Annotated in this window: 21 protein-coding genes and 1 pseudogene; 6 read left to right on the top strand and 16 right to left on the bottom strand. The window is 63.8% G+C overall.

Annotated elements, in window-relative coordinates; translation table 11 throughout:
• Positions 1 to 22: 22 nt before the first annotated feature.
• The 8 genes and pseudogenes from pgsA to P8Y64_06300 all read right to left on the bottom strand — a co-directional run bounded on the left by pgsA (position 23) and on the right by P8Y64_06300 (position 6312).
• A complete protein-coding gene (pgsA, locus tag P8Y64_06335; protein ID MEJ2060092.1) occupies positions 23 to 583 on the bottom strand; it encodes a CDP-diacylglycerol--glycerol-3-phosphate 3-phosphatidyltransferase in 561 nt (186 codons plus the stop codon).
• Positions 584 to 2337, bottom strand: a pseudogene (uvrC, locus tag P8Y64_06330) (excinuclease ABC subunit UvrC). It lies immediately after the preceding gene.
• 20 nt (positions 2338 to 2357) lie between these two features.
• Positions 2358 to 2945: a uracil-DNA glycosylase gene (locus P8Y64_06325; GenBank protein ID MEJ2060091.1), complete on the bottom strand. Its 588-nt coding sequence runs from the start codon at positions 2943 to 2945 to the stop codon at positions 2358 to 2360.
• A gap of 67 nt (positions 2946 to 3012) precedes the next feature.
• Complete coding sequence (locus tag P8Y64_06320; protein MEJ2060090.1) at positions 3013 to 3501, bottom strand: CYTH domain-containing protein; 489 nt, start codon at positions 3499 to 3501, stop codon at positions 3013 to 3015.
• A 13-nt stretch (positions 3502 to 3514) separates the two neighbouring features.
• Complete coding sequence (locus P8Y64_06315; GenBank protein MEJ2060089.1) at positions 3515 to 4480, bottom strand: ketoacyl-ACP synthase III; 966 nt, start codon at positions 4478 to 4480, stop codon at positions 3515 to 3517.
• A 5-nt stretch (positions 4481 to 4485) separates the two neighbouring features.
• A complete protein-coding gene (gene plsX / locus P8Y64_06310) occupies positions 4486 to 5514 on the bottom strand; it encodes a phosphate acyltransferase PlsX (GenBank protein ID MEJ2060088.1) in 1029 nt (342 codons plus the stop codon).
• A gap of 63 nt (positions 5515 to 5577) precedes the next feature.
• Positions 5578 to 5772: a 50S ribosomal protein L32 gene (rpmF, locus tag P8Y64_06305; protein MEJ2060087.1), complete on the bottom strand. Its 195-nt coding sequence runs from the start codon at positions 5770 to 5772 to the stop codon at positions 5578 to 5580.
• Positions 5773 to 5787: 15 nt separating this feature from the next.
• A complete protein-coding gene (locus P8Y64_06300) occupies positions 5788 to 6312 on the bottom strand; it encodes a YceD family protein (protein ID MEJ2060086.1) in 525 nt (174 codons plus the stop codon).
• Between the two features lie 133 nt (positions 6313 to 6445).
• Between P8Y64_06300 and P8Y64_06295 the strand changes: the two genes are divergently transcribed.
• From P8Y64_06295 to P8Y64_06285, 3 genes are read left to right on the top strand one after another with little or no spacing between them, the layout of a single operon-like run.
• The gene (locus tag P8Y64_06295) at positions 6446 to 7864 is read left to right on the top strand and encodes an acetyl-CoA carboxylase biotin carboxylase subunit (protein MEJ2060085.1); all 1419 of its coding nucleotides are present in this window, start codon (positions 6446 to 6448) and stop codon (positions 7862 to 7864) included.
• A 9-nt stretch (positions 7865 to 7873) separates the two neighbouring features.
• Entirely contained in the window at positions 7874 to 9709 is a 1836-nt protein-coding gene (oadA, locus tag P8Y64_06290; protein ID MEJ2060084.1) for a sodium-extruding oxaloacetate decarboxylase subunit alpha, read from the top strand.
• 4 nt (positions 9710 to 9713) lie between these two features.
• Positions 9714 to 10298 carry a Maf family nucleotide pyrophosphatase gene (locus P8Y64_06285; GenBank protein MEJ2060083.1) on the top strand — a complete coding sequence of 195 codons (585 nt, stop codon included), beginning with the start codon at positions 9714 to 9716 and terminating at the stop codon, positions 10296 to 10298.
• 12 nt (positions 10299 to 10310) lie between these two features.
• Here P8Y64_06285 and P8Y64_06280 read toward each other — a convergent pair whose 3' ends face one another.
• Genes P8Y64_06280 through P8Y64_06270 form a run of 3 tightly spaced genes read right to left on the bottom strand, consistent with a single transcriptional unit; the run spans position 10311 to position 12962 of the window.
• The gene (locus P8Y64_06280) at positions 10311 to 11288 is read right to left on the bottom strand and encodes a S49 family peptidase (protein ID MEJ2060082.1); all 978 of its coding nucleotides are present in this window, start codon (positions 11286 to 11288) and stop codon (positions 10311 to 10313) included.
• Positions 11289 to 11325: 37 nt separating this feature from the next.
• Positions 11326 to 12012 carry an HAD-IA family hydrolase gene (locus P8Y64_06275; protein ID MEJ2060081.1) on the bottom strand — a complete coding sequence of 229 codons (687 nt, stop codon included), beginning with the start codon at positions 12010 to 12012 and terminating at the stop codon, positions 11326 to 11328.
• Positions 12009 to 12962, bottom strand: coding sequence for an RluA family pseudouridine synthase (locus P8Y64_06270; protein ID MEJ2060080.1), 954 nt, complete (start codon positions 12960 to 12962; stop codon positions 12009 to 12011). The genes P8Y64_06275 and P8Y64_06270 overlap by 4 nt, the downstream gene beginning before the upstream one ends.
• A 368-nt stretch (positions 12963 to 13330) precedes the next feature.
• Here P8Y64_06270 and rne point away from each other — a divergent pair, with 368 nt between their 5' ends.
• On the top strand, positions 13331 to 16069 hold the full coding sequence (gene rne / locus P8Y64_06265; protein MEJ2060079.1) for a ribonuclease E: 2739 nt from the start codon (positions 13331 to 13333) through the stop codon (positions 16067 to 16069).
• Positions 16070 to 16145: 76 nt separating this feature from the next.
• On the opposite strand, the gene P8Y64_06260 is transcribed toward rne, so the two are convergent.
• From P8Y64_06260 to P8Y64_06240, 5 genes are all read right to left on the bottom strand, one after another.
• Positions 16146 to 16634, bottom strand: coding sequence for a low molecular weight phosphotyrosine protein phosphatase (locus P8Y64_06260; protein MEJ2060078.1), 489 nt, complete (start codon positions 16632 to 16634; stop codon positions 16146 to 16148).
• A gap of 236 nt (positions 16635 to 16870) precedes the next feature.
• Positions 16871 to 17275 (bottom strand): SCP-2 sterol transfer family protein, encoded by a 405-nt coding sequence (locus P8Y64_06255; protein MEJ2060077.1) that lies wholly within the window; start codon positions 17273 to 17275, stop codon positions 16871 to 16873.
• 338 nt (positions 17276 to 17613) lie between these two features.
• Positions 17614 to 17988 (bottom strand): cupin domain-containing protein, encoded by a 375-nt coding sequence (locus tag P8Y64_06250; protein ID MEJ2060076.1) that lies wholly within the window; start codon positions 17986 to 17988, stop codon positions 17614 to 17616.
• Between the two features lie 122 nt (positions 17989 to 18110).
• Positions 18111 to 18698: an NAD(P)H-dependent oxidoreductase gene (locus P8Y64_06245; GenBank protein MEJ2060075.1), complete on the bottom strand. Its 588-nt coding sequence runs from the start codon at positions 18696 to 18698 to the stop codon at positions 18111 to 18113.
• Between the two features lie 31 nt (positions 18699 to 18729).
• Positions 18730 to 19107 carry a YajD family HNH nuclease gene (locus P8Y64_06240; GenBank protein MEJ2060074.1) on the bottom strand — a complete coding sequence of 126 codons (378 nt, stop codon included), beginning with the start codon at positions 19105 to 19107 and terminating at the stop codon, positions 18730 to 18732.
• A 248-nt stretch (positions 19108 to 19355) separates the two neighbouring features.
• On the opposite strand from P8Y64_06240, the gene P8Y64_06235 reads away from it, so the two are divergent.
• Together P8Y64_06235 and metK are read left to right on the top strand one after the other, a co-directional pair.
• A complete protein-coding gene (locus P8Y64_06235; GenBank protein MEJ2060073.1) occupies positions 19356 to 22520 on the top strand; it encodes an HAD-IC family P-type ATPase in 3165 nt (1054 codons plus the stop codon).
• A complete protein-coding gene (gene metK / locus P8Y64_06230; protein MEJ2060072.1) occupies positions 22517 to 23713 on the top strand; it encodes a methionine adenosyltransferase in 1197 nt (398 codons plus the stop codon). Before P8Y64_06235 ends, metK begins: the two co-directional genes overlap by 4 nt.
• Positions 23714 to 23851: the final 138 nt, after the last annotated feature.

Raw genomic sequence — 23851 nt, 5'->3', positions numbered from 1 at the left:
TCTAGGCGGAAACGCGTTCCTGTCAAGCCTGATCTCGGCTCATGGCGGCAATCATGTACTGCACCATCGACCACAGCGTCAGCAGGGCGGCCACGTAAAGTGCCACCAGACCGATTTTATAGGTGGGATAGCCGAACAGGGGCAGCTGGTAAAGCAGCAGCACGATGGCCAGCATCTGCATGGCGGTCTTCACCTTGCCCACGAAGGAGACCGCCACCCGATGGCGCGCGCCCACGTGCGCCATCCATTCGCGCAGCGCGGAAATGGTGATCTCGCGGCCGATGATGATCATGGCGGCGATGGCCAGGAAAAAGGAGCGGTGCTGGTCGACCAGCAGGATGAGCGCGACCGCAACGATGAGCTTGTCCGCCACCGGATCGAGAAAGGCGCCGAAGTGCGAGGACTGTTTAAGATAACGGGCCAGAAAACCGTCCAGCCAGTCGGTAAAGCCGGCCAGGGCGAAAATGGCGGCGCTGGCCGGCCCGACCCAGGTGAACGGCAGATAAAAGACCAGCACCATCAGCGGGATCAGGACGATCCGCGCCAGGGTCAGCAGGTTCGGAAGGTTCAGAGTAAATTGCATTCAGGCGTCACTGTGAAAATGGTCGTAAACCTGCTGGGCCAGGTGCTTGCTGATGCCGGGCACCTTGGCCAGCTCCTCGACGCCGGCCTGGGTCACGCCGCGCAACCCGCCGAACTGCCGCAGCAACGCCTGTCGGCGCTTGGGACCGAGACCCGCAATCTGTTCCAGCGGCGACGTGCTGCGGCGGCGTGCACGCTGGGCGCGGTGTCCCGTTATGGCGAACCGGTGCGCCTCGTCGCGAACCTGCTGGATCAGGTGCATAGCCTTGGAATCTCCAGGCAGTTTAATCATGGTCTTGGCATCGCTCAACACGAGCCGGTCGAGCTCGGGACGTCGCCCCTCGCCCTTGGCCACTCCGATCAGGCGGACACCCTGGACGCCCTGCTCCGTCAACACGTCCAGCGCCTGCCGCACCTGGCCGCGTCCGCCGTCGATCAGCAGCACGTCCGGCAGGGTACCCTCGCCTTTCACCAGGCGCGCATAGCGCCGGGTCAGCGCCTGCTTCATGGCCCCGTAGTCGTCGCCGGGCTCGATCCCCTCGATGTTGAAACGCCGGTAGGCGCTCTTGACCGGTCCTTCGGGGCCGAACACCACGCAGGAGGCCACCGTCGCCTCGCCCTGCGTGTGGCTGATGTCGAAGCACTCGATGCGCGCGGGCGGCGCCTCCAACCCCAGAGCCTCCTGCAGCGCGACGATGCGGGCCTGCTGGTTGCCGTGCAACGCCAGGCGCGCGGCCAGGGCGTGCTGCGCGTTCTGCCGTGCCAGCTTCATCCAGCGCGCGCGGGTGCCGCGCAGGCGCGTGGCGATGCTGACCTTGCGGCCCTGCTTGTCGCTGAGCATCTCGGCAAGCGCCGCCTCGTCCATCAGGGCATGGCTGGCGAGGATCTCCCCCGGCACTTCGCGGGGAAATAACTGCGGTTGCCCAGGTTGTGGCCGTGGCGGATGTTGAATACCTGCACGCAGGCGCTGCTGGCGCTGACCTCGCAGGCGAACAGGTCGACATCACCGGCCTCGGCGGTGACGTATTGCTGTGACGCCACCTTGCGCAGATTCTCGATCTGGTCTCGCAATACCGCGGCGCGTTCGTACTTGAGCTGCTCGGCGGCGGCATCCATCTGCCGCACCAGATCGTCGATCACGTCGCTGCTGCGCCCTTCCAGAAACTGGATGGTGTGGGCCACGTCCTGCGCATAATCCTCCGCCGAGACCAGCCCCACGCAGGGGCCCGCGCAGCGCTTGATCTGGTACTGCAGGCAGGGACGCGAGCGGTTGTTGTAAAAGCTGTCCTCGCACTGGCGCACGCGAAACACCTTTTGCAGCAGGTCGAGGGTTTCGCGCACCGCGGCCGCGCTCGGATAGGGACCAAAATAGCGGCCCTTGCCGCGGCGTGCGCCGCGATGAAACCCGAGGCGCGGGAACGGATGCTCCGTCGCCATGTAGATATAGGGATAGCTCTTGTCGTCCCGGAATATGACGTTGTAGCGCGGCCGGTGCTGCTTGATGAGATTGCTCTCCAGCAGCAGCGCTTCGGCCTCGGTATTGGTGACCGTAACCTCGATGCCCTGGATCTGGCGCACCATGGAGGCGATGCGCGGGCTGGGCTGATTGCGCCGGAAATAACTCGAAACGCGTTTGCGCAGGTCCTTGGCCTTGCCGACGTACAGGATCTCGCGGTCCGGGCCGAGCATGCGGTACACGCCCGGTCGATGGGTGAGCGCCTTCAAAAAGGATTTGGAATCGAAACCTTCCGACATGGGCGGAACTGTAGCAGCGCTTAGTCGCGCGCTTCGATCAGGGCGCGTGCCTGCTCGAACACCTCGTGAAACATGGCCTCCGTGAGGCGGCCGGTGTTGGTATTGTAGCGACTGCAGTGATACGAATCGATCAACCGCCGGCCGTCGCCCAGGCGGTGCACCGCGCCGTGCGCAAAACGGTACGCACTCTGCTTTTCACCCAGGCATTTCAAGACCGCGTTATGCGCGATGCTGCCCAGGGCGAGCAGCACGGCATCCTCCCTCAATCCCTCGATCTCCGCGCGCAGGTAACCGAGGCAGTTGCGCACCTCTTCGGTGGTCGGCTTGTTTTCGGGCGGCAGGCATTTCACGGCGTTGGTGATGCGTGCGCCGCGCAGCTTCAAGCCATCCCCGGCGTGCTCCGATACCGGACGGCTGCCGAAACCGTACTTGTGCAGCGTCTCGTACAGCAGGATGCCGGCGTAGTCGCCCGTGAACGGACGTCCGCTGGCATTGGCGCCGTGCATGCCCGGTGCCAGCCCGACGATCAGCAGTTTGGGATTCGCATCCCCGAACGGCGCAACCGGCCGGCAATGGTATTCGGGATGATCGGCCTTCACGCCATCCATGAAGTCCGCCAGGCGATCGCAGCGGCGGCAGTCCGGATCGAACGCGACTTCGTTCACGCTTTACACCTCACCGGCCTGTCTCCGACTCGTTCCAATCCTTGTAAGGATGTTTGACCAGGCAGACGTTGTAATAACGCGGATCGTGCGAGACCTCTTCACCCAGCCAGTCCGGCCGCTCGAAGGCCTCCTCCGGTTCGGCCAGCTCGATCTCGGCGACGACGAGGCCCGCGTTGTCGCCCTCGAACACGTCCACTTCCCAGACATGGCCGGCATGCTCGACATAATGGCGGGTCTTTTCGATCAGCGGCCCCTCGCAGAGGGTCGACAGGATCTCGTGCGCCTCGGCGAGCGGAATCTCGTACTCGTATTCCTGGCGCTCGACGCCCAGGGTGGCGCCCTTGATGTTGAGATGCGCCTTTTGATCGGAGACGCGCACGCGCACCGAGGCGTTGCCGCTCTGATTGAGGTAGCCCTGCCGGTAACGTACGGAACGGTCGACCCGGTCGCGCCAGGCCTCGGAGATCACCAGGAATTTGCGTTCGACCTCGCGTCCCATGGGGAACCCCGGGTCAGAAACGCAATAGGGCCGAACCCCAGGTAAAGCCGCCGCCGAAGGCCTCCATCAGCACCGTCTCGCCGGTTTTGATCCGGCCGTCGCGCACGGCGGCGTCCAGGGCCAGGGGGATCGACGCGGCCGAGGTGTTGCCGTGTTCGTCCACGGTCACCACGACGTTTTCCATCGACATGCCGAGCTTGCGCGCGGTCGCGGAAATGATGCGGATGTTGGCCTGGTGAGGCACCAGCCAGTCGATGTCGCTCTTGGCCATGCCGTTGGCATCCAGGGTTTCGTCGACGATACGGCCCAGGGTGTTCACCGCCACGCGGAACACCTCGTTACCCTTCATCTGGATGTAGGCCTCGCCGGCCAGCATCCTGTCGATGCCCTGCGAAACGCCGTAGGGCACGGTCAGCAGGCTTTCGAAGCTGCCGTCGGCATGCAGGTGGGTGGAAAGAATGCCCGGCTCCTCGCTGGCCTCGACCACCACGGCACCGGCGCCGTCGCCGAACAGCACGCAGGTGCCGCGATCCTTCCAGTCGATGATGCGGGACAGGGTTTCCGCACCGATGACCAGCGCGCACTTGGCACTGCCGGCACGGATGAATTTGTCGACCACGCCGAGCGCATAGACGAAACCGGTGCACACCGCTTGGATATCGAATGCGGCGCAGCCGTGGATGTCGAGACGCTGCTGAAGCAGACAGGCGGTGCTGGGAAAGATACGGTCGGGCGTGGTGGTCGCCACCACGATGAGATCGACCTCGCGCGGCTTGCGCCCCGCCATCTCCAGCGCGCGGCGCGCTGCGGCCTCGGCCAGATCGCAGGTGGTTTCGCCGTCGGCGGCGAGGTGGCGTTTCTTGATGCCGGTCCGTTCCCGGATCCATTCATCCGTGGTTTCCACCATCTTTTCCAGATCGTGGTTGGTCAGTATCCGTTCAGGAAGATGACTGCCGGTCCCGGTTATCCGTGCATACATTGACGTCAGCTGGCCTTCTTCTGCGACAGCAGCACTTCGAGTTGCTTGTCGATGAGCTGCGGGATGTTCTTCTGCGCCTCGATGCGGGCAATGCGGATGGCATAGCCGAACGACACCCGGTCGGAACCGCCGTGGCTCTTGACCACGATGCCCTGCAGACCCAGCAGGCTGGCGCCGTTGTACTGACGGGGATCGATCTGCTTGCGCAGATTGCGCAGCAGCGGCAGCGTCACCACCGCCAACGCCTTGTACAGCAGGTTTTCCTTGATCACCTGCTTGAGGACATGCCCCACCATCTTGGCCACGCCTTCGCTGGTCTTAACGGAGACGTTGCCGACGAACCCGTCGCAGACGACCACGTCCACGTCGGACAGATAGATGTCGTCGCCCTCGACAAAACCAATATAGTTCAGGGGGCTGTCGGCCAGCATGTCGCCGGCCTCCTTCACCGTGTCGTTGCCCTTGATGGCCTCCTGCCCGACATTGAGCAGGCCCACGCGCGGCGCTTTTTTATTGTCCACGGCGCTGGCCAGCACCGAGCCCATCATGGCGAACTGATAAAGCTGGTCGGCCGTGCAATCCACGTTGGCGCCCAGGTCGAGCATGTGGGTATGACCGTACACCGAGGGCAGCGCGGTGCAGATCGCCGGGCGGTCGATGCCGGGCAGGGTCTTGAGCACGTACTTGGCGGTGGCCATCAGGGCGCCGGTATTGCCGGCGCTGACGCAGGCGTCGGCCTCGCCCGCCTTGAGCATATTGATCGCCACGCGCATGGACGAGTCTTTCTTGTTACGCAGCGCGAGCGCCGGCGGTTCGCCCATGTCCACCGACTGACTGGCATGGCGGATCTCCAGCCGCTCCGATTCGCCGGCGTGGTTCTCGCTCAGGGCCTTTTCGATGACGGCGCGGTCACCGACCAGAATCAGCTTCAGGTCGGGATAGCGGTCGACGGCGTCCAGTGCGGCAGGCACGACCACCCCGACACCGTGATCGCCACCCATGGCGTCAAGTGCAATGCGATAGATAGTAGACATAGGTCCAAAGAAAATCGCGGGATCTAATCCCGCGATCTGGTCAGTTCATTGCCGACTTCGACTTCAGTCTTCGTCTTCAACTTCGACCACGTTCTTGATGATCTGCTTGCCACGGTAGAAGCCGTCCGGCGTCATGTGGTGGCGCAGATGGGTCTCGCCGGTCGTCGGGTCGACGGACAACGCGGGAGTCTTGAGCGCATCGTGGGCGCGGCGCATGCCACGCTTGGAGCGGGTTTTACGATTCTGCTGAACGGCCATGGTCTGTTACTCCAATCATTTCATCTGCTTCAGCACCGCAAAGGGATTGTCGCGATCCTCATCCCGGGGTGCTGCGTCATCATCTTTCGTCCGAGGCGTCTGTTCCAGCTTGACCGCGCACTGTTCCGGCGAATGGCTGGGTGCCATCGGCAGGGCCAGCATCAATTCGTCCTCGACCAGGTCCGAAACCTCCAGGGTCTCGTCCTCCACAAGCAGGGTCTCGAACCCTTCCTGCAGACGCTGGGCCTCGGCATCGCTGTGCACAAGCAACAGTTCGAGCCGGACCTCCGCCTTGAACGGCATGGGTTCCAGACAGCGCTGGCACAGCAGGGTCAGGACGGCAGAAATACTGCCGGCCAACATGGGGTGCCCGGTTTCGGAATTGAAGAACCTCAGTTCCACCTCGGCGGTATCGGCAGGCGCCGCCAACAGGCCGGCCAGCCGCTCCATCTTCGCCAGAGAGACCCTGCCCTTCAGAATCCGCCCCTGTTCGACCAACCGGAAGGGGTTCAACCGCACCGGCAAGCGCTCAGACGTCATAGGGCGCGAATTCTACTTGTTTCACGATCTGGCTGTCAAAGGGAAAAAACCTGCAAAATCCGAAAGTTGCGCTTGAATTATCGGCGCTTACTGTCGGATACTCCGCTCTCTGCTGCAAGCCGCGGATAACACATTGTTTAAAAAGGTACTCATCGCCAATCGGGGGGAGATTGCGGTGCGGGTCATCCGGGCCTGCGCCGAACTGGGGATCACCTCCGTGGCCGTCTATACCGATGCCGACCGGCACGGATTGCACGTCAAAAAGGCCGACGAGTCCTATTATATCGGGCCGGACTCGGTCGCCGGCTATCTGAACGTCCACCGCCTGGTGAACCTCGCCCGGGCCGCGGGCTGCGACGCCATCCACCCCGGCTACGGCTTCCTGTCCGAAAACCCGCAGCTGGCCGAAACCTGCGCCCGGCATGGCATCGCCTTCGTGGGACCGGCGGCCGACGTCATCAGCCGCATGGGCGACAAGATCGCCGCCCGCCAGGCCATGATCGCCGCCGGCGTCCCGGTCATTCCCGGCAGCGAGGGCAATCTCCAGGACCTGGACGAGGCCCTGGCCCTTGCCGAGGACATCGGCTACCCCGTCATGCTCAAGGCCACCAACGGCGGCGGCGGACGCGGCATCCGCCGCTGTGAAAATCCCGGTGAGCTGCGCCGCAATTTCAAGCGCGTGCTGTCGGAAGCAGCCAAGGCCTTCGGCAGCGCCGACGTCTACATGGAAAAGGCCATCGTCAACCCGCGGCACATCGAGGTGCAGATCCTGGGTGACACCCACGGCAACATCATCCACCTGTTCGAGCGCGACTGCTCGATCCAGCGCCGGCATCAGAAACTGATCGAGATCGCCCCCTCCCCCCAGCTGGACGCCGACCAGCGGGCGCTGATGGGGGAACTGGCCGTCAAGGCCGCCCGGGCGGTCGGCTACCAGAATGCGGGCACGGTGGAATTCCTGCTCACCGGGGACGGCGAGTGCTACTTCATGGAAATGAACACCCGCCTGCAGGTTGAGCATCCCATCACCGAGATGATCACCGGCATCGACATCGTTCAGGAACAGCTGCGCATCGCGGCCGGTGAGGCCCTCGCCTATACTCAGGAGCAGGTGCAGCACCGCGGCTATGCGATCGAGTTCCGCATCAACGCCGAGGACCCGCGCAACGACTTCCTGCCGAGCTTCGGGCGCATCACGCGCTATTTCGCCCCCGGCGGCCCCGGGGTACGCACCGACGGCGCCATCTACACCGGCTACCATATTCCGCCGCACTACGACTCGTTGTGCGTGAAACTCATCGTCTGGGCGCTGGACTGGGATACCGCCGTGCGCCGCTCGCGCAGGGCGCTGCGCGACATCGGCCTGTTCGGCATCAAGAGCACGATTCCCTATTATCTGGAGATCCTGGAGTCAAAGGACTTCATCGAACACCACTTCGATACCAGCTTCGTTGAGGCCCACCCCGAACTGACCGAGTACTCCACCCGCCGCCCGACGCGCGAAATCGCCGCCGTCGTCTCGGCGGTCATCGCCGCACATCACGGTCTTTAGGACGCACAGATGCCAAAAGTTGAAATTACAGAAACCATCCTGCGCGATGCCCATCAGTGCCTGATCGCCACCCGCATGCGCACCAGCGACATGCTGCCGATCTGCGCCAAACTGGACCAGGTCGGCTACTGGTCGCTGGAGGTCTGGGGCGGCGCCACCTTCGATGCCTGCGTGCGCTTCCTCAAGGAAGACCCCTGGGAACGCCTGCGCGAACTGCGCAAGGCCCTGCCCAACACCCGGCTGCAGATGCTGCTGCGCGGGCAGAACCTGCTGGGCTACCGGCACTACTCCGACGACGTGGTGCGCAAGTTCGTGGAACGCTCGGCCGACAACGGCATCGACGTGTTCCGGATCTTCGACGCCCTCAACGACCTGCGCAACCTGCGCACCGCCATCGACGCGGTCAAGAAGGCGGGCAAGCACGCCCAGGGCGCGATCTCCTATACCGTGAGCCCGGTGCATACCGTGGAGCAGTTCGTGGCCGACGCCCGCAAGCTGGAGGAGATGGGCTGCGACAGTATCGTCATCAAGGACATGGCCAGCCTGCTCACCCCGTTCGCCGCCGAACAGCTGGTCAGCGCCCTGAGCAAGGCCATCTCCGTACCGCTGCAGCTGCACTCGCATGCCACCTCGGGCATGTCGGAGATGTCGCACCTGAAGGCGGTCGAACACGGCTGCACCCACATCGATACCGCGATCTCCGCGTTCTCCGGCGGCGCCAGCCACCCCGCCACCGAAAGCATGGTCGCCGCGCTGCAGGACACCCCCTACGACACCGGCCTGAACCTGCCGCTGCTGCAGGAGATCGGCATGTACTTCCACGAGGTGCGCAAGAAATACCGCCAGTTCGAGAGCGAGTTCACCGGCATCGACACGCGCGTGCACGTGAACCAAGTGCCCGGCGGCATGATCTCCAACCTCATCAACCAGATGCGCGAACAGGGCGCGCTGGACAAGTTCAACGCCGTGCTGGAAGAGATCCCGCGGGTGCGCGAGGACCTCGGCTACCCGCCGCTGGTCACCCCCACCTCCCAGATCGTCGGCACCCAGGCCGTCATGAACGTACTCACCGGCGAGCGCTACAAAACCATCACCAACGAGGTGAAGCTCTACCTGCAGGGCCGTTACGGCCGTGCGCCGGGGCGCGTGAATCCCGTGGTGCGGCGCAAGGCCATCGGCAACACCGACATCATCGACAGCCGCCCGGCCGACCTGCTGGAGGACGAATTCGACAACCTGCGCGAGGCGGTGGGCGAACTCGCCCACAACGACGAGGACGTGCTGATCTACGCCATGTTCCCCGAGATCGGGCGCGAATTCCTGGAGCAGCGCGCGGAGGACAACCTGACGCCGGAGCCCCTGGAACGGCCGGCACAGGAAACGGCGCCGGCGGCCCCGACCACCGCCCCGGTCGAGTTCAACGTCACCATGCACGGCGAGACTTACCACGTGCACATCAGCGGTTCCGGCCACGAGCGCGACGGCATCCGGCCCTATTTCGTCACCGTCGACGGCATGCCGGAAGAAATCATGCTCGAGAGTCTGGAGGAGATCGAGCTGACGCCCGCCGCCGGAGGCGGGAGTACCAAACCCGCCGAACGCGGCACCAGCAAGCGTCCCCGCGCCACCAAGCCGGGCCAGGTCAGCGTGACCATGCCCGGCACCGTCATCGACGTCCTGGTGGAGGTCGGCTCGGAGGTCAAGGCGGGCGACCCCGTGCTGGTCATCGAGGCCATGAAAATGGAAACCGAAATCCAGGCGCCGGTCGCGGGCAAGGTAACCGAGATCTACGTCAGCAAGGGCGAGAGCGTCAATCCGGACGAAGTCCTGATCGAACTCGAGTAGGCCCATGGCGGTACCGATCATCCTGGCGTCGAGTTCGCCGTTTCGCCGCGCCCTGCTCGACCGGCTGCGCCTCGACTTCACCTGTATCAGCCCCGAGGTCGACGAATCCCGGCGCCCCGGCGAAACGCCCGCGCAGCTGGTCAAGCGCCTGTCCGAGGCCAAGGCCCGGGCCGTCGCCGAACAGGCCGAACGCGGCCTGATCATCGGTTCGGACCAGTGCGCCGAATGCGAAGGCGAAATCCTGGGCAAGCCCGGCGACCACGCCCGGGCGGTGGAGCAGCTGCGCTTCCTGTCGGGCAAGGAAGTGCGTTTTCATACCGGGCTGGCGCTGCTGAACGCGCAAAGCGGAGAACTGCAGGTGGACGACGTGTTGTTCACCGTCGTGATGCGGCCGCTGCGGGACGCACAGATCGAGGCCTATCTGCAGGCCGAGCAGCCCTACAACTGCGCGGGCAGCTTCAAGTCGGAGGCACTGGGCATCTGCCTGTTCGAGGCCATGCGCGGCGACGACCCGACCGCGCTGATCGGCCTGCCGCTGATCCGCCTCACCACCATGCTCGAGACCGAGGGCGTCCGCGTCTGCGGCTAGCCTTTTATCCGGCTAATCCAGCTTCAGCTGCCGGGCCTCCAGCTGCGTCATGAACGCCCGGGCGGCCGAGGTGCCGACCTCGCCGGTCAGACGCTCCAGCCAGGGTTTGCGCGGCGTGTAATTGACGATGCGCTTGGCGCCGATCACATCGCGGGCCACGTAGGTGGGACTGCCGAAACCGTCGATCAGGCCCAGCTTGAGCGCATCCTTGCCCGTCCATACCCAGCCGCTGAACAACTGCGGCGTATCCTTCTTGAGACGCTTGCCACGCCCCTGCTCCACCGCCTGGATGAACTGCTGGTGAATCTGGTCCAGCATCTGCTGGACATGGGTCACGTCCTCCGGATTCTGCGGCAAGAAGGGATCGAGCATGCCCTTGTGGTCGCCCGAGGTCAGCAGGCGGCGCGTCACGCCGAGCTTCTTGATCGCATCCACGAATCCGAAGCTGTCCATGCGCACCCCGATCGAGCCGACCAGACTGGCCGGGTTGGCATAGATCCTGTTCGCCGCGGCGGCAACGTAATAAGCGCCCGAGGCGCCGACGTCCTCGATGACCGCATAAACCGGAATCTTGGGATGAGCCTGTTCCAGCCGGCGGATGGCATCGTAGATATAAGCGGACTGCACCGGGCTGCCGCCGGGACTGTTGATGCGCAGGATCACACCTGCCGTGCCCTTGGCCTCAAAGGCGTTTTCCAGCGCCGACACGATATTCTGCGCGTCGGCGTCGTTACCCGCCCCGATCACCCCGTTCAGATCGACCAACGCGGTGTGCCGGCCCTCGACCAGGCTGGGCGCCTTGCCGTAATTCCCCACGAAGATCGCCAGCAGCAGGAACAGGTAGATAAAACCGAGCAATTTGAAAAATATCCCCCAGCGCCGCGAGATCTGCTGCTCCCGCAGGCCCGCCTCGGCCAGGCGCATCAGGGCCTGTCGTTCCCAGCCCTGCGGTTCGTTCTGGCCGGGCCGTTGTTGATTCGCGTCGCTCATATCCCTCTCCTCTGCGCAGCAGATGGTTCCTCGTCGTTCAGGCCCCGGCCGCCTCGGGCAGCCGCTGATCCAGCCAGGCCGGCAGTTCGGTGATCGCCTCGATGTAACCCACCGTCCGGTGTGCCTGCAGGCGCTCCAGCGAATGCACGCCGTAACTCACCGCCAGGGCGTCCACGCCCGCATTCTGTCCCATCAGCACATCGTATTCCGAATCGCCGATCATCAGGGCGGCGCCAGGCTGCGTGTCCAGATCGGTCAGGATCTCGTGCAGCATCTGCGGGTGCGGCTTGGAAAAGGTCTCGTCCGCGCAGCGCGTGACCGCGAACAGATCGCCCAGGCCGGTTTCCTCCAGCACCCGGTCGAGGCCGCGGCGCGACTTGCCGGTGGCGACCGCCAGGTAATAGCCCTGCTGACGCAGCCCGGTCAGCGTTTCCCGGGCACCGGCATACAGCGGGCTGGGCGTATCGTCGCCGCCCAGAAAATAATCGCGGTAGGCCGCCGAATAGCGTTCGATGAACGCCTCGTCGGCCGCGGGGAACAGGGCGAGGATCGCCTCGCGCAGGCCCAGCCCGATGACGTCGCGCAGTGCCTCGCGCGGCGGCACGTTACCGCCCGCGTCCACGGCCGCACGATGCAGGCAGGAGACGATGCGCGCCACCGAATCCATCACCGTGCCGTCCCAATCGAAGATCAGCAATTCGTAGTCTTGTTTCACTGCAGTCATTTGAACGTTTTCAGAAAATCCTTCAGGTCGCCAGGCAACGCTGCCTGCACATGATACTTGCGCCCGCTTACAGGCAGTTGAAAGCGCAACTCGCTGGCGTGCAGAAACAAACGCTTGAGTCCTTCCCGCCGCAGGGTCCGGTTGAAGTCGAAGTCGCCGTACTTTTCGTCCCCGGCGACGGGGTGCCCGATATGCGCGGCATGCACGCGGATCTGGTGCGTACGGCCGGTAAAGATGCGCACATCCGCCAGCGTGGCCTGCGGCCAGCGCTTTTTGGGCGTGAACAGGCTGCTCGCCGCCTTGCCGGCCTCGTCGACGCTCACCTTCGAGTGCGCCGCACCCTCGCCGCGGCTCAGCGCCAGCTCGACGCGCCGCGGCCCGCCTTCCCAGTGTCCCGCCAGCAGCGCCAGGTAATGCTTTTCCACCTTGCCGTCGCGCAGCAGTCCGTGCAGCTCGTTCAGCACGGCGCGGGTCTTGGCCACCACCAGGCAGCCGCTGGTGGCCCGGTCCAGACGATGCGCCAGTTCGAGAAACGGCGCGTTGGGGCGGATCGCCCGCAGCGCCTCGATCACTCCGAACCCCAGGGTGCTGCCGCCATGCACGGCCAGCCCGCTGGGCTTGTCGAGAATCATCAGGTACTCGTCCTCGGCCAGGATCGCCGCCTCGAGGCGTTCGTCCAATCCGGCCGGCAGCTGCGGGGCCTCCTTCGGTGCCTGGGCCTGCCGAACCGGCGGGAGGCGGACCTCATCCCCGGCCTGCAGCCGGTACTCGGGCTTGATGCGCTTGCCGTTCACCCGCACCTCGCCCTTGCGCAGAATCCGGTAGATCCGGCTGCGGGGCACACCTTTCAGGACCCGCAGCAGATAATTGTCCACCCGCTGGCCGGCCTCGGCGCGGCTTACCTGCTGGTGTCTGACCCCGCTTGCGGGCTTGGCGGATGGCGTGCTCATGCGCGGATAATAACAGTTCAATCAAGGGTTTGATGGAATTCCTGCGGGCTGATATAGTGCATAAGTCGCCGGACATTTTGCGTACAACAGACTGGCGACAGTGCGTTATTTAAAGATTTTTCCGCCAGACCCGGCCTAGACCGGGTTTGGCGTGTGAAAGTAGCCCGCTCAGCACCTAAACCGCGTGAGCGTCGTGATTAACTATATCGCCCCCAGATTCGGAATGTCTCTGACCGTGCATCTAATTACACAGATGCTGTCTCTTTGCGTGAGACCGCAGATCAGAACTTGGCAGGCCGCGCCGTCCAAGACCGTGCGCAGGCAGCCGCTCCCGGGTGTGGGTGAGCGTATGCCAAGAGACCCTCTTAATGAAACGTATCCTCATCAATGCCACGCAGCCCGAAGAGATCCGGGTTGCGATGGTCGATGGCCAGAAGCTCTACGATCTCGATATCGAGGTTCCCTCCCGCGAACAGCGTAAGGCGAACATCTACAAGGGTGTCATCACCCGCGTCGAGCCCAGCCTGGAAGCGGCCTTCGTCAACTATGGCGCCGAGCGCCATGGTTTCCTGCCCTACAAGGAAATCGCCCCCGAGTACTACGCCGAAGGGGTGAGTGGCAACGGCGGCCGTCCTCCCATCAAGGAAGCCGTCAAGGAAGGCCAGGAAGTCATCGTCCAGGTCGACAAGGAAGAACGCGGCACCAAGGGCGCCGCGCTCACCACCTATATCAGCCTGGCCGGGCGCTACCTGGTGCTCATGCCCAACAACCCCAAGGCCGGCGGCGTATCCCGGCGCATCGAGGGCGAGGAACGCGCCCTCATCCGCGAGGCCCTCTCCAAGCTCGACATCCCCGGCGACATGGGCGTCATCGTGCGCACCGCGGGCGTGGATCGCAGCGCCGAGGAACTGGAATGGGACTTCGGCTACCTGAAGACCCTGTGGGAAGCGATCAAGAAGGCGGGCGCGGAGAACAAGGCGCCGGTTCTGATCTACCAGGAAAGCGACATCATCATCCGCGCCCTGCGCGACTACTTCCGCGCGGACATCGGTGAAATCCTCATCGACGACGAGCAGGTGCACCAGCGCGCCACCGACTTCATGCAGATGGTCATGCCCCAGCATCTGCGCAAGCTCAAGATCTACAGCGACCGCGTGCCGCTGTTCAACCGTTTCCAGGTGGAAAGCCAGATCGAGTCCGCCTTCGAGCGCGAGGTCACCCTGCCCGGCGGCGGCGCCATCGTCATCGACCACACCGAGGCGCTGATCTCCATCGACATCAACTCGGCGCGCGCCACCAAGGGCAGCGACATCGAGGAGACCGCGCTAAACACCAACCTGGAGGCGGCCGACGAGATCGCCCGCCAGCTGCGCCTGCGCGACCTGGGCGGCCTGATCGTGATCGACTTCATCGACATGGCGCCCAGCAAGAACCAGCGCGAGGTCGAAAACCGCCTGCGCGACGCCGTCAAGCTCGACCGGGCCCGCGTGCAGATGGGGCGCATCTCGCGCTTCGGCCTGCTGGAAATGTCGCGCCAGCGCCTGCGCCCGTCGCTGGGCGAGTCCAGCCAGATCGTCTGCCCCCGCTGCTCGGGCCAGGGCACCGTGCGCAGCGTGGAATCGCTGAGCCTGTCCATCCTGCGCCTCATGGAAGAAGAGGCCATGAAGGAAAAGACGGGCGAGGTCATTGCCCAGGTGCCCGTCGAGGTGGCCACCTTCCTGCTCAACGAAAAGCGCGAAGCCGTCGCGGACATCGGAACCCGCCATCAGGTCCGGCTCACCATCCTGCCGAACCCGCAGCTGCAGACACCGCACTATGATGTGACACGCCTGCGCACGGACGAAATGTCGCGCGACAGCCAGAGCAGCTACGAACTCATCAAGCCCGAGGAAGAGGAACCGCGTACGGCCGCCGCCGCGCAGCAGCGCGCCGAAACGCCGCTGGTCCAGAGCGTCACCCCGGCCACACCGGCACCGATGGTGGCCGAACCCGAGGATTCCACAGCCGGGCAGCAAACGCTGAAACCCGGCCTGCTCGTCCAGTTCTGGAACTACTTTTTCGCCCCCGACCCGCGCCGCGGGCAAATCAAGGTCGAGGAAGAAGCACCCAAGCCCAGAAAACAAAGCCCGCGCCGCTCCAGCCAGAAGGAAGAGCGCGGTGAACAACGCCGTCGCCGGCCGGCTTCCTCCAGAAACGGTTCGGACGAGCAAAAAGGTTCGAGGCCGCAAAAGAAGGAAGCCCGGCAGCAGGCACAGCCCGAGGCTGAAAAGCCGCGCCAGGAAACCCAGCAGTCCAAGGGTGAACAGCAACCCGCCAAGGGCGAACAGGAAAAACCGGAAAACGGCGGCTCCTCCAAACCATCGGGCAGTCGCTCGAGCCGCGGACGTCGCGGCGGACGTCGCCGTAACCGCAATCGTTCGGAGCAGTCGCAAAACGCCCAGCAAGGTGAACAGCAGCCGCAAGGCAGCCAGGACCAGAGCGGGCAGCAACCTCAAGGTGGTCAACCCCAAGGCGGTCAGCCCCAGGGAGGTCAGCCCCAGGGAGGTCAGCCCCAGGGAGGTCAGCCCCAGGGTGGTCAGCCCCAGGGTGGTCAGCCCCAGGGTGGTCAGCCCCAGGGTGGTCAGCCCCAGGGAGGTCAGCCCCAGGGTGGTCAGCCCCAGGGTGGTCAGCCCCAGGGTGGTCAGTCTCAGGGTGGTCAGCCCCAGGGCGGTCAACCGCAGCGCGATCAGTCTCAGGGTGGTCAGCCCCAGGGCGGTCAACCGCAGCGCGATCAGTCTCAGGGAGGGCAGCAGCCCCAGGGTAGTCAGAAACCCGCAGGAAGCAGCAGCGAGTCCGCGGAGAAAAAACCCGCAGCAGCCGAACCCGCGCCTCAGGAAGCGCGCAAGCCGGAAAGTGGTGAAAGCCGCAAGCCCGAGCAGTCGGCACCGCGTGCCGAGAGCAAACCCGAATCCGCCGGTCCCGGTGAAGTGAAACCCCTGCCGGTGATTAACCCCACCGCCGGCGCTGCGGAAAAACCGGCCCGACCCGAATCACCCACCCCGCGCAACGACGCACCGGCTGAAGCTGCACCCGCAGCCCACGCCGGCAGCGAAAACAAAGCGGAGTAAGAAGTCAGGCCCTGCCCCTGGCCGGCATTGCGCCGGCCAGGATCATGACAGGGGGCCGCCGTACGTCAGTACGCCGTCAGGCGGCGTCGAAATGACGGGTCTTGATGGTCTGCAACAGACCTTCGGCGGCTGCCTCGACGAGATCCAACACCTCCTCGAATCCCCGCTCTCCCCCGTAGTACGGGTCGGGCACATCGAGCCCCGTATGGCGCTCGCTGAAATCCAGGAACAAATACAGCCGGGACTCCATACCCGCGGGACAAACGGCCTGCAGGTTCGCGAAATTATCGCGGTCCATGGCGAGCACGTAATCGTATTCACCGAAATCGCGCGGCTCGACCCGCCGCGCCCGCTGGTCGGACAAATCCACACCCCGGCGCAGGGCCGCCGCCTGGGCGCGCTCGTCCGGCGGCTCGCCGATGTGATAGGCATGCGTGCCGGCGGAATCGACCCAGATCCTGTCCTCCAGCCCCTGTTCGGTCACCAAGCGCCAGAAGACGCCCTGCGCCGTCGGAGACCGGCAGATGTTGCCCATACAGCAGAACAGAACGCTAACTTTCTCCATAAATCAAAACCTTAAAGGCAACTTGTCAGGCATTACTCTAATAACAGCGGTTGTCGTTCAGATCATCATATCAGGCGACCGGGCTCGCGATGTACCGGGCAATCAAACCCCGAATGCAAACGATCCGGCTCAGACGCCGATGTTCAACGTCATGGCCGGATAGCTCTCGGATATCGGGATCGGGGTAGCGACCGAAAACGGCCGTACGTTAAGGAAATTCTGGAATTCCGGACAACTCAGGACGCAACGATCTTGCCCATCAGCATGAAGCTTCTGACAAAGGCATCCGCAAGGCGCGGATCCTTGATCATCGCCGCATAGTCGCCCTTTTTGAAGCGCAGCTTTCTGGAGGTGTAAGCCAGACCGAGCCCCATCAGATTCGGCGGCTTTTTCAGCATTTCGTACCAGTGATCCGGCGTGGCGCGCAGGTCCCAATTAAGCGGCTGGCCGTCATAGGCCCTGGCGTCGACGACAACCCCCTGGTTGACGACCACCACACCGCGGGGCTCGGCCTCCTGTTCGAAGCCATAACCCACATTCGCGGTGAAATTCATTCCCCCGAGGTCCTGGACCAGTTTGAGATCTCCATTCCAAGCCTCCTTGAATGCCTTCATCCAGGCATCACTAAACAAATCCTGCATTCTGTACGCTCCCTAAAGGCCGGAAACAATCAAACGAACCGCGTCATCATACCCACGAATAGCTCAGTGGACCACTCGGGAAATACACGTGCCACCGATGATACGGCTCCTTACCCTAGTGACTGACTATGAATCCGCCATGACAGTCATAAACGACCGCCATATGGAGAAAAAGAAAGAATTTATAAAAAAATTGGAGGCTGAATGAGAATATTCATTAATGCAGCCACGAATAAACGTGATTACTGTGGGCTTATGCCACCGGGGTGATGCGGATAACTGATAACAGAACAGTGACGGCCCCGCCGGACAGGGGGCCATCGATCTCTATCAACACATTACGCATTCGAGTCCGGCTCGAAAATCACGTAGATCTTCTTGCAGGGTTCGGTCACTTCCCACTCGCCCTCGAAACCGGCGGGAATGACGAAGTTATCGCCCGGCTTCAGGGTGCGCTCGGCGCCCTGGCTGTCGCGCAGGATGGAAACGCCTTCCAGGATTTGGCAGAACTCGTACTCGGTATAACGGATACGCCAGCACCCGACCTCGGAGGACCAGACGCCGACATGAAACTGGCTGCCGGGGTCCGAATAGTGATTCCAGACCGCCTGTTCCGGATTGCCCGTGACCAGCTTTTCTGCGGCGAGATGGTACCGTTCTGCCTCCGGCTTCGACTGCTCGAAAAATACGACGTCACCTATCGCTTTGCTCATGCCTCACCAGGTTTGTATAAAAGTGGATTGATCGGACACCGGCGCAGCAACTCGTTGCGCCCTGCCCTTACCGGCGGGCAATCATGAGCGTCAAAAGATTTTACGGCAACCCCGGGGACGGCTCAGCAGCCTTGCCGCCCCAACCGGGTCAGCTTTTGCAGCCATTTCTCGCGCCGTGCATCGTCTCCGCCCTCGGCCATGCCGATCAGACTGGCGCGGATCGGACCGATGCCGAGGAAAGCCAGGATATTGCGTTCCAGGCTTTTCAAACTGTGCGCGCGATAATACAGCCGATAAAAAAACGCCGGCATGCCCATGGTCACGACGATGCGGGCACTCTTTCCTTTCAGAAGCTTCTTGCCCATGCCGGCCCTGGGGCCCGGCCCGAACGCAAAGCCGGGCCGCAGCACCTGCTCCAGAAACGCCTTGAGCATGGCGGGCATACTGCCCAGCCACAGCGGATAGACGATCACCAGATGATCCGCCCAGGCAATAACCTCCTGGTTGGCCCGAATCGCCGGTGACACCTCCGCGGATTCCCATTCCGCGCGGTCGTGCAGCAGCGGAATATCCTGCTCGGCCACGTTAATGGTTTTCAGCTCGTGACCCCCGGCCTGCGCCCCGGCCGCATACGCCTCGGCCAGCGCATGACAGAAATGTCTGCCCGCCGGATCCGGGTGTCCCTGAATGATGGCGATCCGCCTGGTCATAGCATTCCTCCCCGAAATAAATGCCCCATACTCAATCTTTCTTGCTCAACAGCGCATCCAGGTCCGCAAACGGCTTGTACGTGGCAGACGGCGGTTCGTGTTCATGCACGGTGGCGTTCCCCGCCTCACCCAGGTAACGGCCATGCTCGGCATCGTGACAGTAGACGCACAACAGCTCCCAGTTGCTGCCGTCGGCCGGGTTGTTGTCGTGGTTGTGATCCTTGTGATGTACGGTGAGCTGGGCGAGGTTCTCGCGGGTGAACTCGCGCCCGCAGCGGGCACAGACCCAGGGGAAAAGTTTCAACGCCTGTTCGCGGTAATCCTGCTCACGCTGCAGGCGGTTGCGTTGGGCCTCGGCGACCACGTGGTCGAGCCGGCCGGAACGCGGCGGTGTCTTCTCGGATGACATGGACCGTCCTCCGTATGCCACAACAAAACCAGGACATGGCGGGTTACGCTTAACTTATAACACAGGGCATGTGACACGAAGTGCCTGCCCCCGCACCGCATTCAGCCTCATTGACCTGGATCAGACGCTTTTTTTAACCAAGGCGCTAATATGTACTTGGTTGGCCGATGGGCACGGCCATCGGCTTGACATACCACGGTCACAAGCCGATGTTGTATTTGTCAAATTGAATGGCATCCTGGAACGGCATGATACGGCGCCCACAGAATCAGGACCCTCATCGGATTACGCAAGCGCCGGCCCAACCGACCGTTCCCGCGCATACCTCCTCCGTCATTCCCGTCCACACCGCTGTAGCCGGTCGCGCACGGTTTCACCTTCCCGCGCTGCACCACGACGAGGTGCTCGGACAACGCCTGGAGGCGCTGTTGCATCAAACGGACGGCATCGCGCGCGCGCGGGCCAACGCCCTGACCGGCAACCTGCTGATCGAATTCGCCCCGGCCCTGTCTCTCACGCAGATCGCCAGGACGATAGCCGCTCACCTGGACACGCTTTCCGGCACAGCCCCTTCTCAGGAAATCTCCCCTGACGAACCGCCCGCAGGCGGCAAGATCACCTCGCTGGAGCGTTACCGCGCCCGGCGCAATCCGCAACGCCCCGAAATACACCCGGTGGAGAACACCCAATTACTCCGCCCCTGGCATGCGCGCGGCGTCACGCAGGTGCTCGAATCTCTCACCGTTTCGGCCACCGACGGCCTGAGCAGCAAGGAAGCCCTGGACCGATTGCGGCGATGGGGTCCGAACCGGCTGCCACGCACGACGCACCGCAGCGAACTTTCCATCTTGACGGAACAATTCATGAGCCTGCCGGTGGGCCTGCTGGCGGCCTCCGCCGTGGTCTCCGTACTGACGGGCGGCGTGGCGGACGCGATCGTCATCATGGGCGTGGTCGCGATCAACGCCGGCATCGGTTTCGTTACGGAGCGTCAGTCGGAACGCATCATCGCGAGTCTCGACGACACCGGCCCGCACCATGCCACGGTATTGCGCAATGCCGCGGCCACGATCGTCCCCGTGGATCAACTGGTGGCCGGCGATATCCTGCTTCTGACACCCGGCACCCGCATCCCCGCGGACGCGCGGTTGTTGCGCACCGACCGGCTGTCCGTGGATGAAGCGGCGTTGACCGGCGAAAGCATGCCGGTACCGAAAAGCGCCGCGGTGCGCATACCCGACGATGCGCCGCTCGGCGATCGCGCCAACATGATTCACATGGGCACGCACGTCACGGGGGGCAGTGCGGTGGCGGCCGTCGTCGCCACCGGCAGCGCGACTGAGCTGGGGCAGATCCAGGCACTGGTCGGCGAATCACATGCACCGGACACCCCCATGGAACTGCAGCTCGACAAGATGAGCACGCAACTCGCCCTGTTGAGCGGTGCGGTATGCACGGGCGTGTTCGCGGTCGGGCTGCTGCGCGGCTACGGCATGCTGGAAATGCTGAAAAGCGCCATATCGCTGGCCGTCGCCGCGGTCCCGGAAGGCCTGCCCACCGTCGCCACCACCACGCTGGCACTGGGCATCCGCGACATGCGCCGGAAAAACGTCCTGGTCCGCCACCTGGACGCCGTAGAAACACTGGGCTCGGTGCAGGTCATCTGCCTGGACAAGACCGGCACGCTCACCATGAACCGCATGGCGGCGCTGGCGGTGCACAATGGCCTGCGCGAAATACGCATCGAGGATGATCGCTTCACCATCGACGGCCAGGCATTCGCTCCGCTGGACGACGCCGACATGCCGCCACTGCTGCAAACGCTCGTCCTGTGCAACGAAGCGGAGTACGACGCGCAGCACAACGGCCGCATAACCGGTTCCTTCACCGAAAGCGCCCTGCTGGAGCTCGCGAGCGATGCGGGTCTCGACGTCCCGGCCCTGAGGCATGCCTATCCGCGCCTCAAGATCGACTACCGCTCGGAAGACCGGCACTACATGCAGACGCTGCACCGCGCCGCGGACGGCACCCAACTGCTCGCCGTCAAGGGCAGCCCGACGGAAGTCCTGACGATGTGCGATTCGTACCTGCACGAAGGCAGCGCAAAACCGCTGGGCGAGCACGAGCGCAACATGATCCTGAGCGGCAACGACGCCATGGCCGGCGAGTCGCTGCGCGTGCTCGGCGTCGCCTATGCGCGAACCGATGCCGACACGCCCTTCGAGGCGCAACCCGCCCTGACCTGGCTCGGCCTGGTGGGGCTTGCCGACCCCGTGCGCCCGGGCATGCCCGAGCTGATGTCGCGTTTTCACGATGCCGGCATCTCGACGGTGATGATCACCGGCGATCAGGCGGGAACGGCTTATACCATCGGCAAAGCCCTGAACCTCAGCAACGGCGGTCCGCTGGAGATTCTGGAATCCAGCCGGCTGGAGACGATGGACGCAGAACTGCTTGCAGGCTTGGTCAAACGGGTCCAGGTCTTCGCCCGCGTCAGCCCGGCGAACAAGCTGCAGGTGGTGCGCGCCCTGCAATCCGGCGGCGCCGTGGTCGCCATGACCGGCGACGGCATCAACGACGGCCCCGCGCTCAAGGCGGCGGACATCGGGGTCGCCATGGGCGATAGCGGCACCGACGTCGCACGCTCGGTCGCCGGCGTCATCCTCGAGGACGACAACCTGCAGACCATGGTGGTCGCCGTGCGGCAGGGGCGCACCATCTACAACAACATCCGCAAGGCGCTGCAATTCCTGCTCTCGACCAACTTCAGCGAAATCGAGGTCATGCTGGCGGCCGTCACGGCCGGCGTTGCAACGCCGCTGAACCCCATGCAGCTGCTGTGGATCAATCTGATCACCGACATCTTCCCCGGCCTGGCGCTGGCCCTGGAGCCACCCGAGGAAGACGTGCTCGCCCAACCGCCGCGCCGCCCCGAAGAGCCCATCATACGCAACCGGGACCTGATGCGGCTCGGCATGCAATCAGCGGTCATTACCACGGGCACGCTGACCAGCTACGCTTATGCACTGCTGCGCTACGGCCCCGGTCCGCGCGCCAGCACGCACGCCTTCATGAGTCTGACGCTTGCCCAGCTGCTGCACGCGCTCAGCTGCCGTTCCGAACGTCACAGCCTGTTTGAAATGCGCAGGCGCCCCTCAAATCCCTACCTGAATATCGCCATCGGCGGCTCGGTCATACTGCAGCTGAGCGCTATCGCCCTGCCGCCGCTGCGGCGCCTGCTCGGCATCACGCCAGTCGGTCTGCTCGATGCCCTGGTCATTGCGGCCGGTTCGGCGGCACCATTGCTGATCAATGAGGCCATCAAATCGGCCACGCACACATCATCCCCGGCACTGCACTCGAGCAGGGAAACAGACGACACATCCTCCGACACAGGAGAGCAGGCAACATGAAATCGGATTTTATGTTCACCTCGGACTCTGTCACCGAAGGCCATCCCGACAAGCTGTGCGACCAGATCAGCGATGCCATTGTCGATCGCTTCATGGCCCAGGATCACCACGCCAACGTCAGCGCCGAATGCGCCGTGTCGCGCGGCGTCGTCTTCATCGCAGCCCGGTTCGCATCCAGCGCACAGGTGGACGTCACCGAAGTGGCACGCGGCGTCATCGAACAGGTCGGTTACCGGCAGGGTGAATTCAGCGCCCGCGACTGCACGATACTCACCAGCCTTACGGAGCTGCCACCCGACGTGGAACGCATCACCTGCCTGGAGCGCTCTGCCGCCGGGGATATCGATTGCCTGCCCGTACGCAACCAGGTCACCGTGTTCGGTTTCGCGTGCAACCAGACTCCGGCCATGATGCCGCTGCCTATCTGGCTCGCCCATCGTCTCGCACGACGTCTCACCGCGGTGCGCCTGAATGAAGAGCTCCCCTATCTCGCGCCCGACGGCAAGACCCAGGTCGGCGTGGAATACCGCAACCGCAAACCACACCGCATCCACAGCATCACCCTCATCGCCAGCCAGACCACTGCGGATCAACCCGACATCGAGGTGTTGTGCGAGGATCTGAAACGCCTTGTCATAGACCCCACGTTCGCAGACGAGAAGGTGCGGCCGGACAAGAACACGCGCATCTTCATCAACCCGGAGGGCGCCGTGATCGGCGGTGGGCCGTCACTGCACTCCGGCCTGACCGGCAGAAAAACCGCCGTCGACACCTATGGCGAATATGCGCGCCACAGCGGGGCCGCGCTGAGCGGCAAGGACCCCATGCGGATCGACCGCATCGGCGCCTACGCCGCGCGCTATGCAGCCAAAAACGTGCTTGCGGCCGGGCTGGCCGATGAATGCGAAGTGCAGCTGAGCTACACCATCGGCCTGGCACAGCCGGTGAGCGTTCAGGTGGAAACGTTCGGCACCGCCACTCTCGATGAGAATGAGATCGCCCAACGGCTGCAGGCGCATATGGATTTCAGTCCCGCCAGCATTCTGAACAGGTTCAGGCTGCTGCAACTGTCGCGCGAACTCGATGGCGGGCTGTACCGCAAGCTGGCCGCCTACGGCCAAGTGGGAAGAACGGACATCGACCTGCCCTGGGAGCAGACCGACCTGGCTGAGCAATTGAAGACGGGCCGCTAGGAAACCGCCAGCAGCGGCCCCTGCGGTTCGCTCAGAGAATGGCGGCAATCAAGGCCGCGGCCGAACGCTCCACCGCCTTTTCCACCACCATGCCGAGCACCGCCTTGCCGGCCACACCGCCGATACGCGTCACGGTCG

The sequence above is a fragment of the Gammaproteobacteria bacterium genome, from assembly GCA_037388465.1.
Classification (GTDB): domain Bacteria; phylum Pseudomonadota; class Gammaproteobacteria; order SpSt-1174; family SpSt-1174; genus JARRKE01.
Note: the sequence above shows the minus strand (reverse complement) of the source record. Positions and strands in the feature narration are given on the sequence as shown.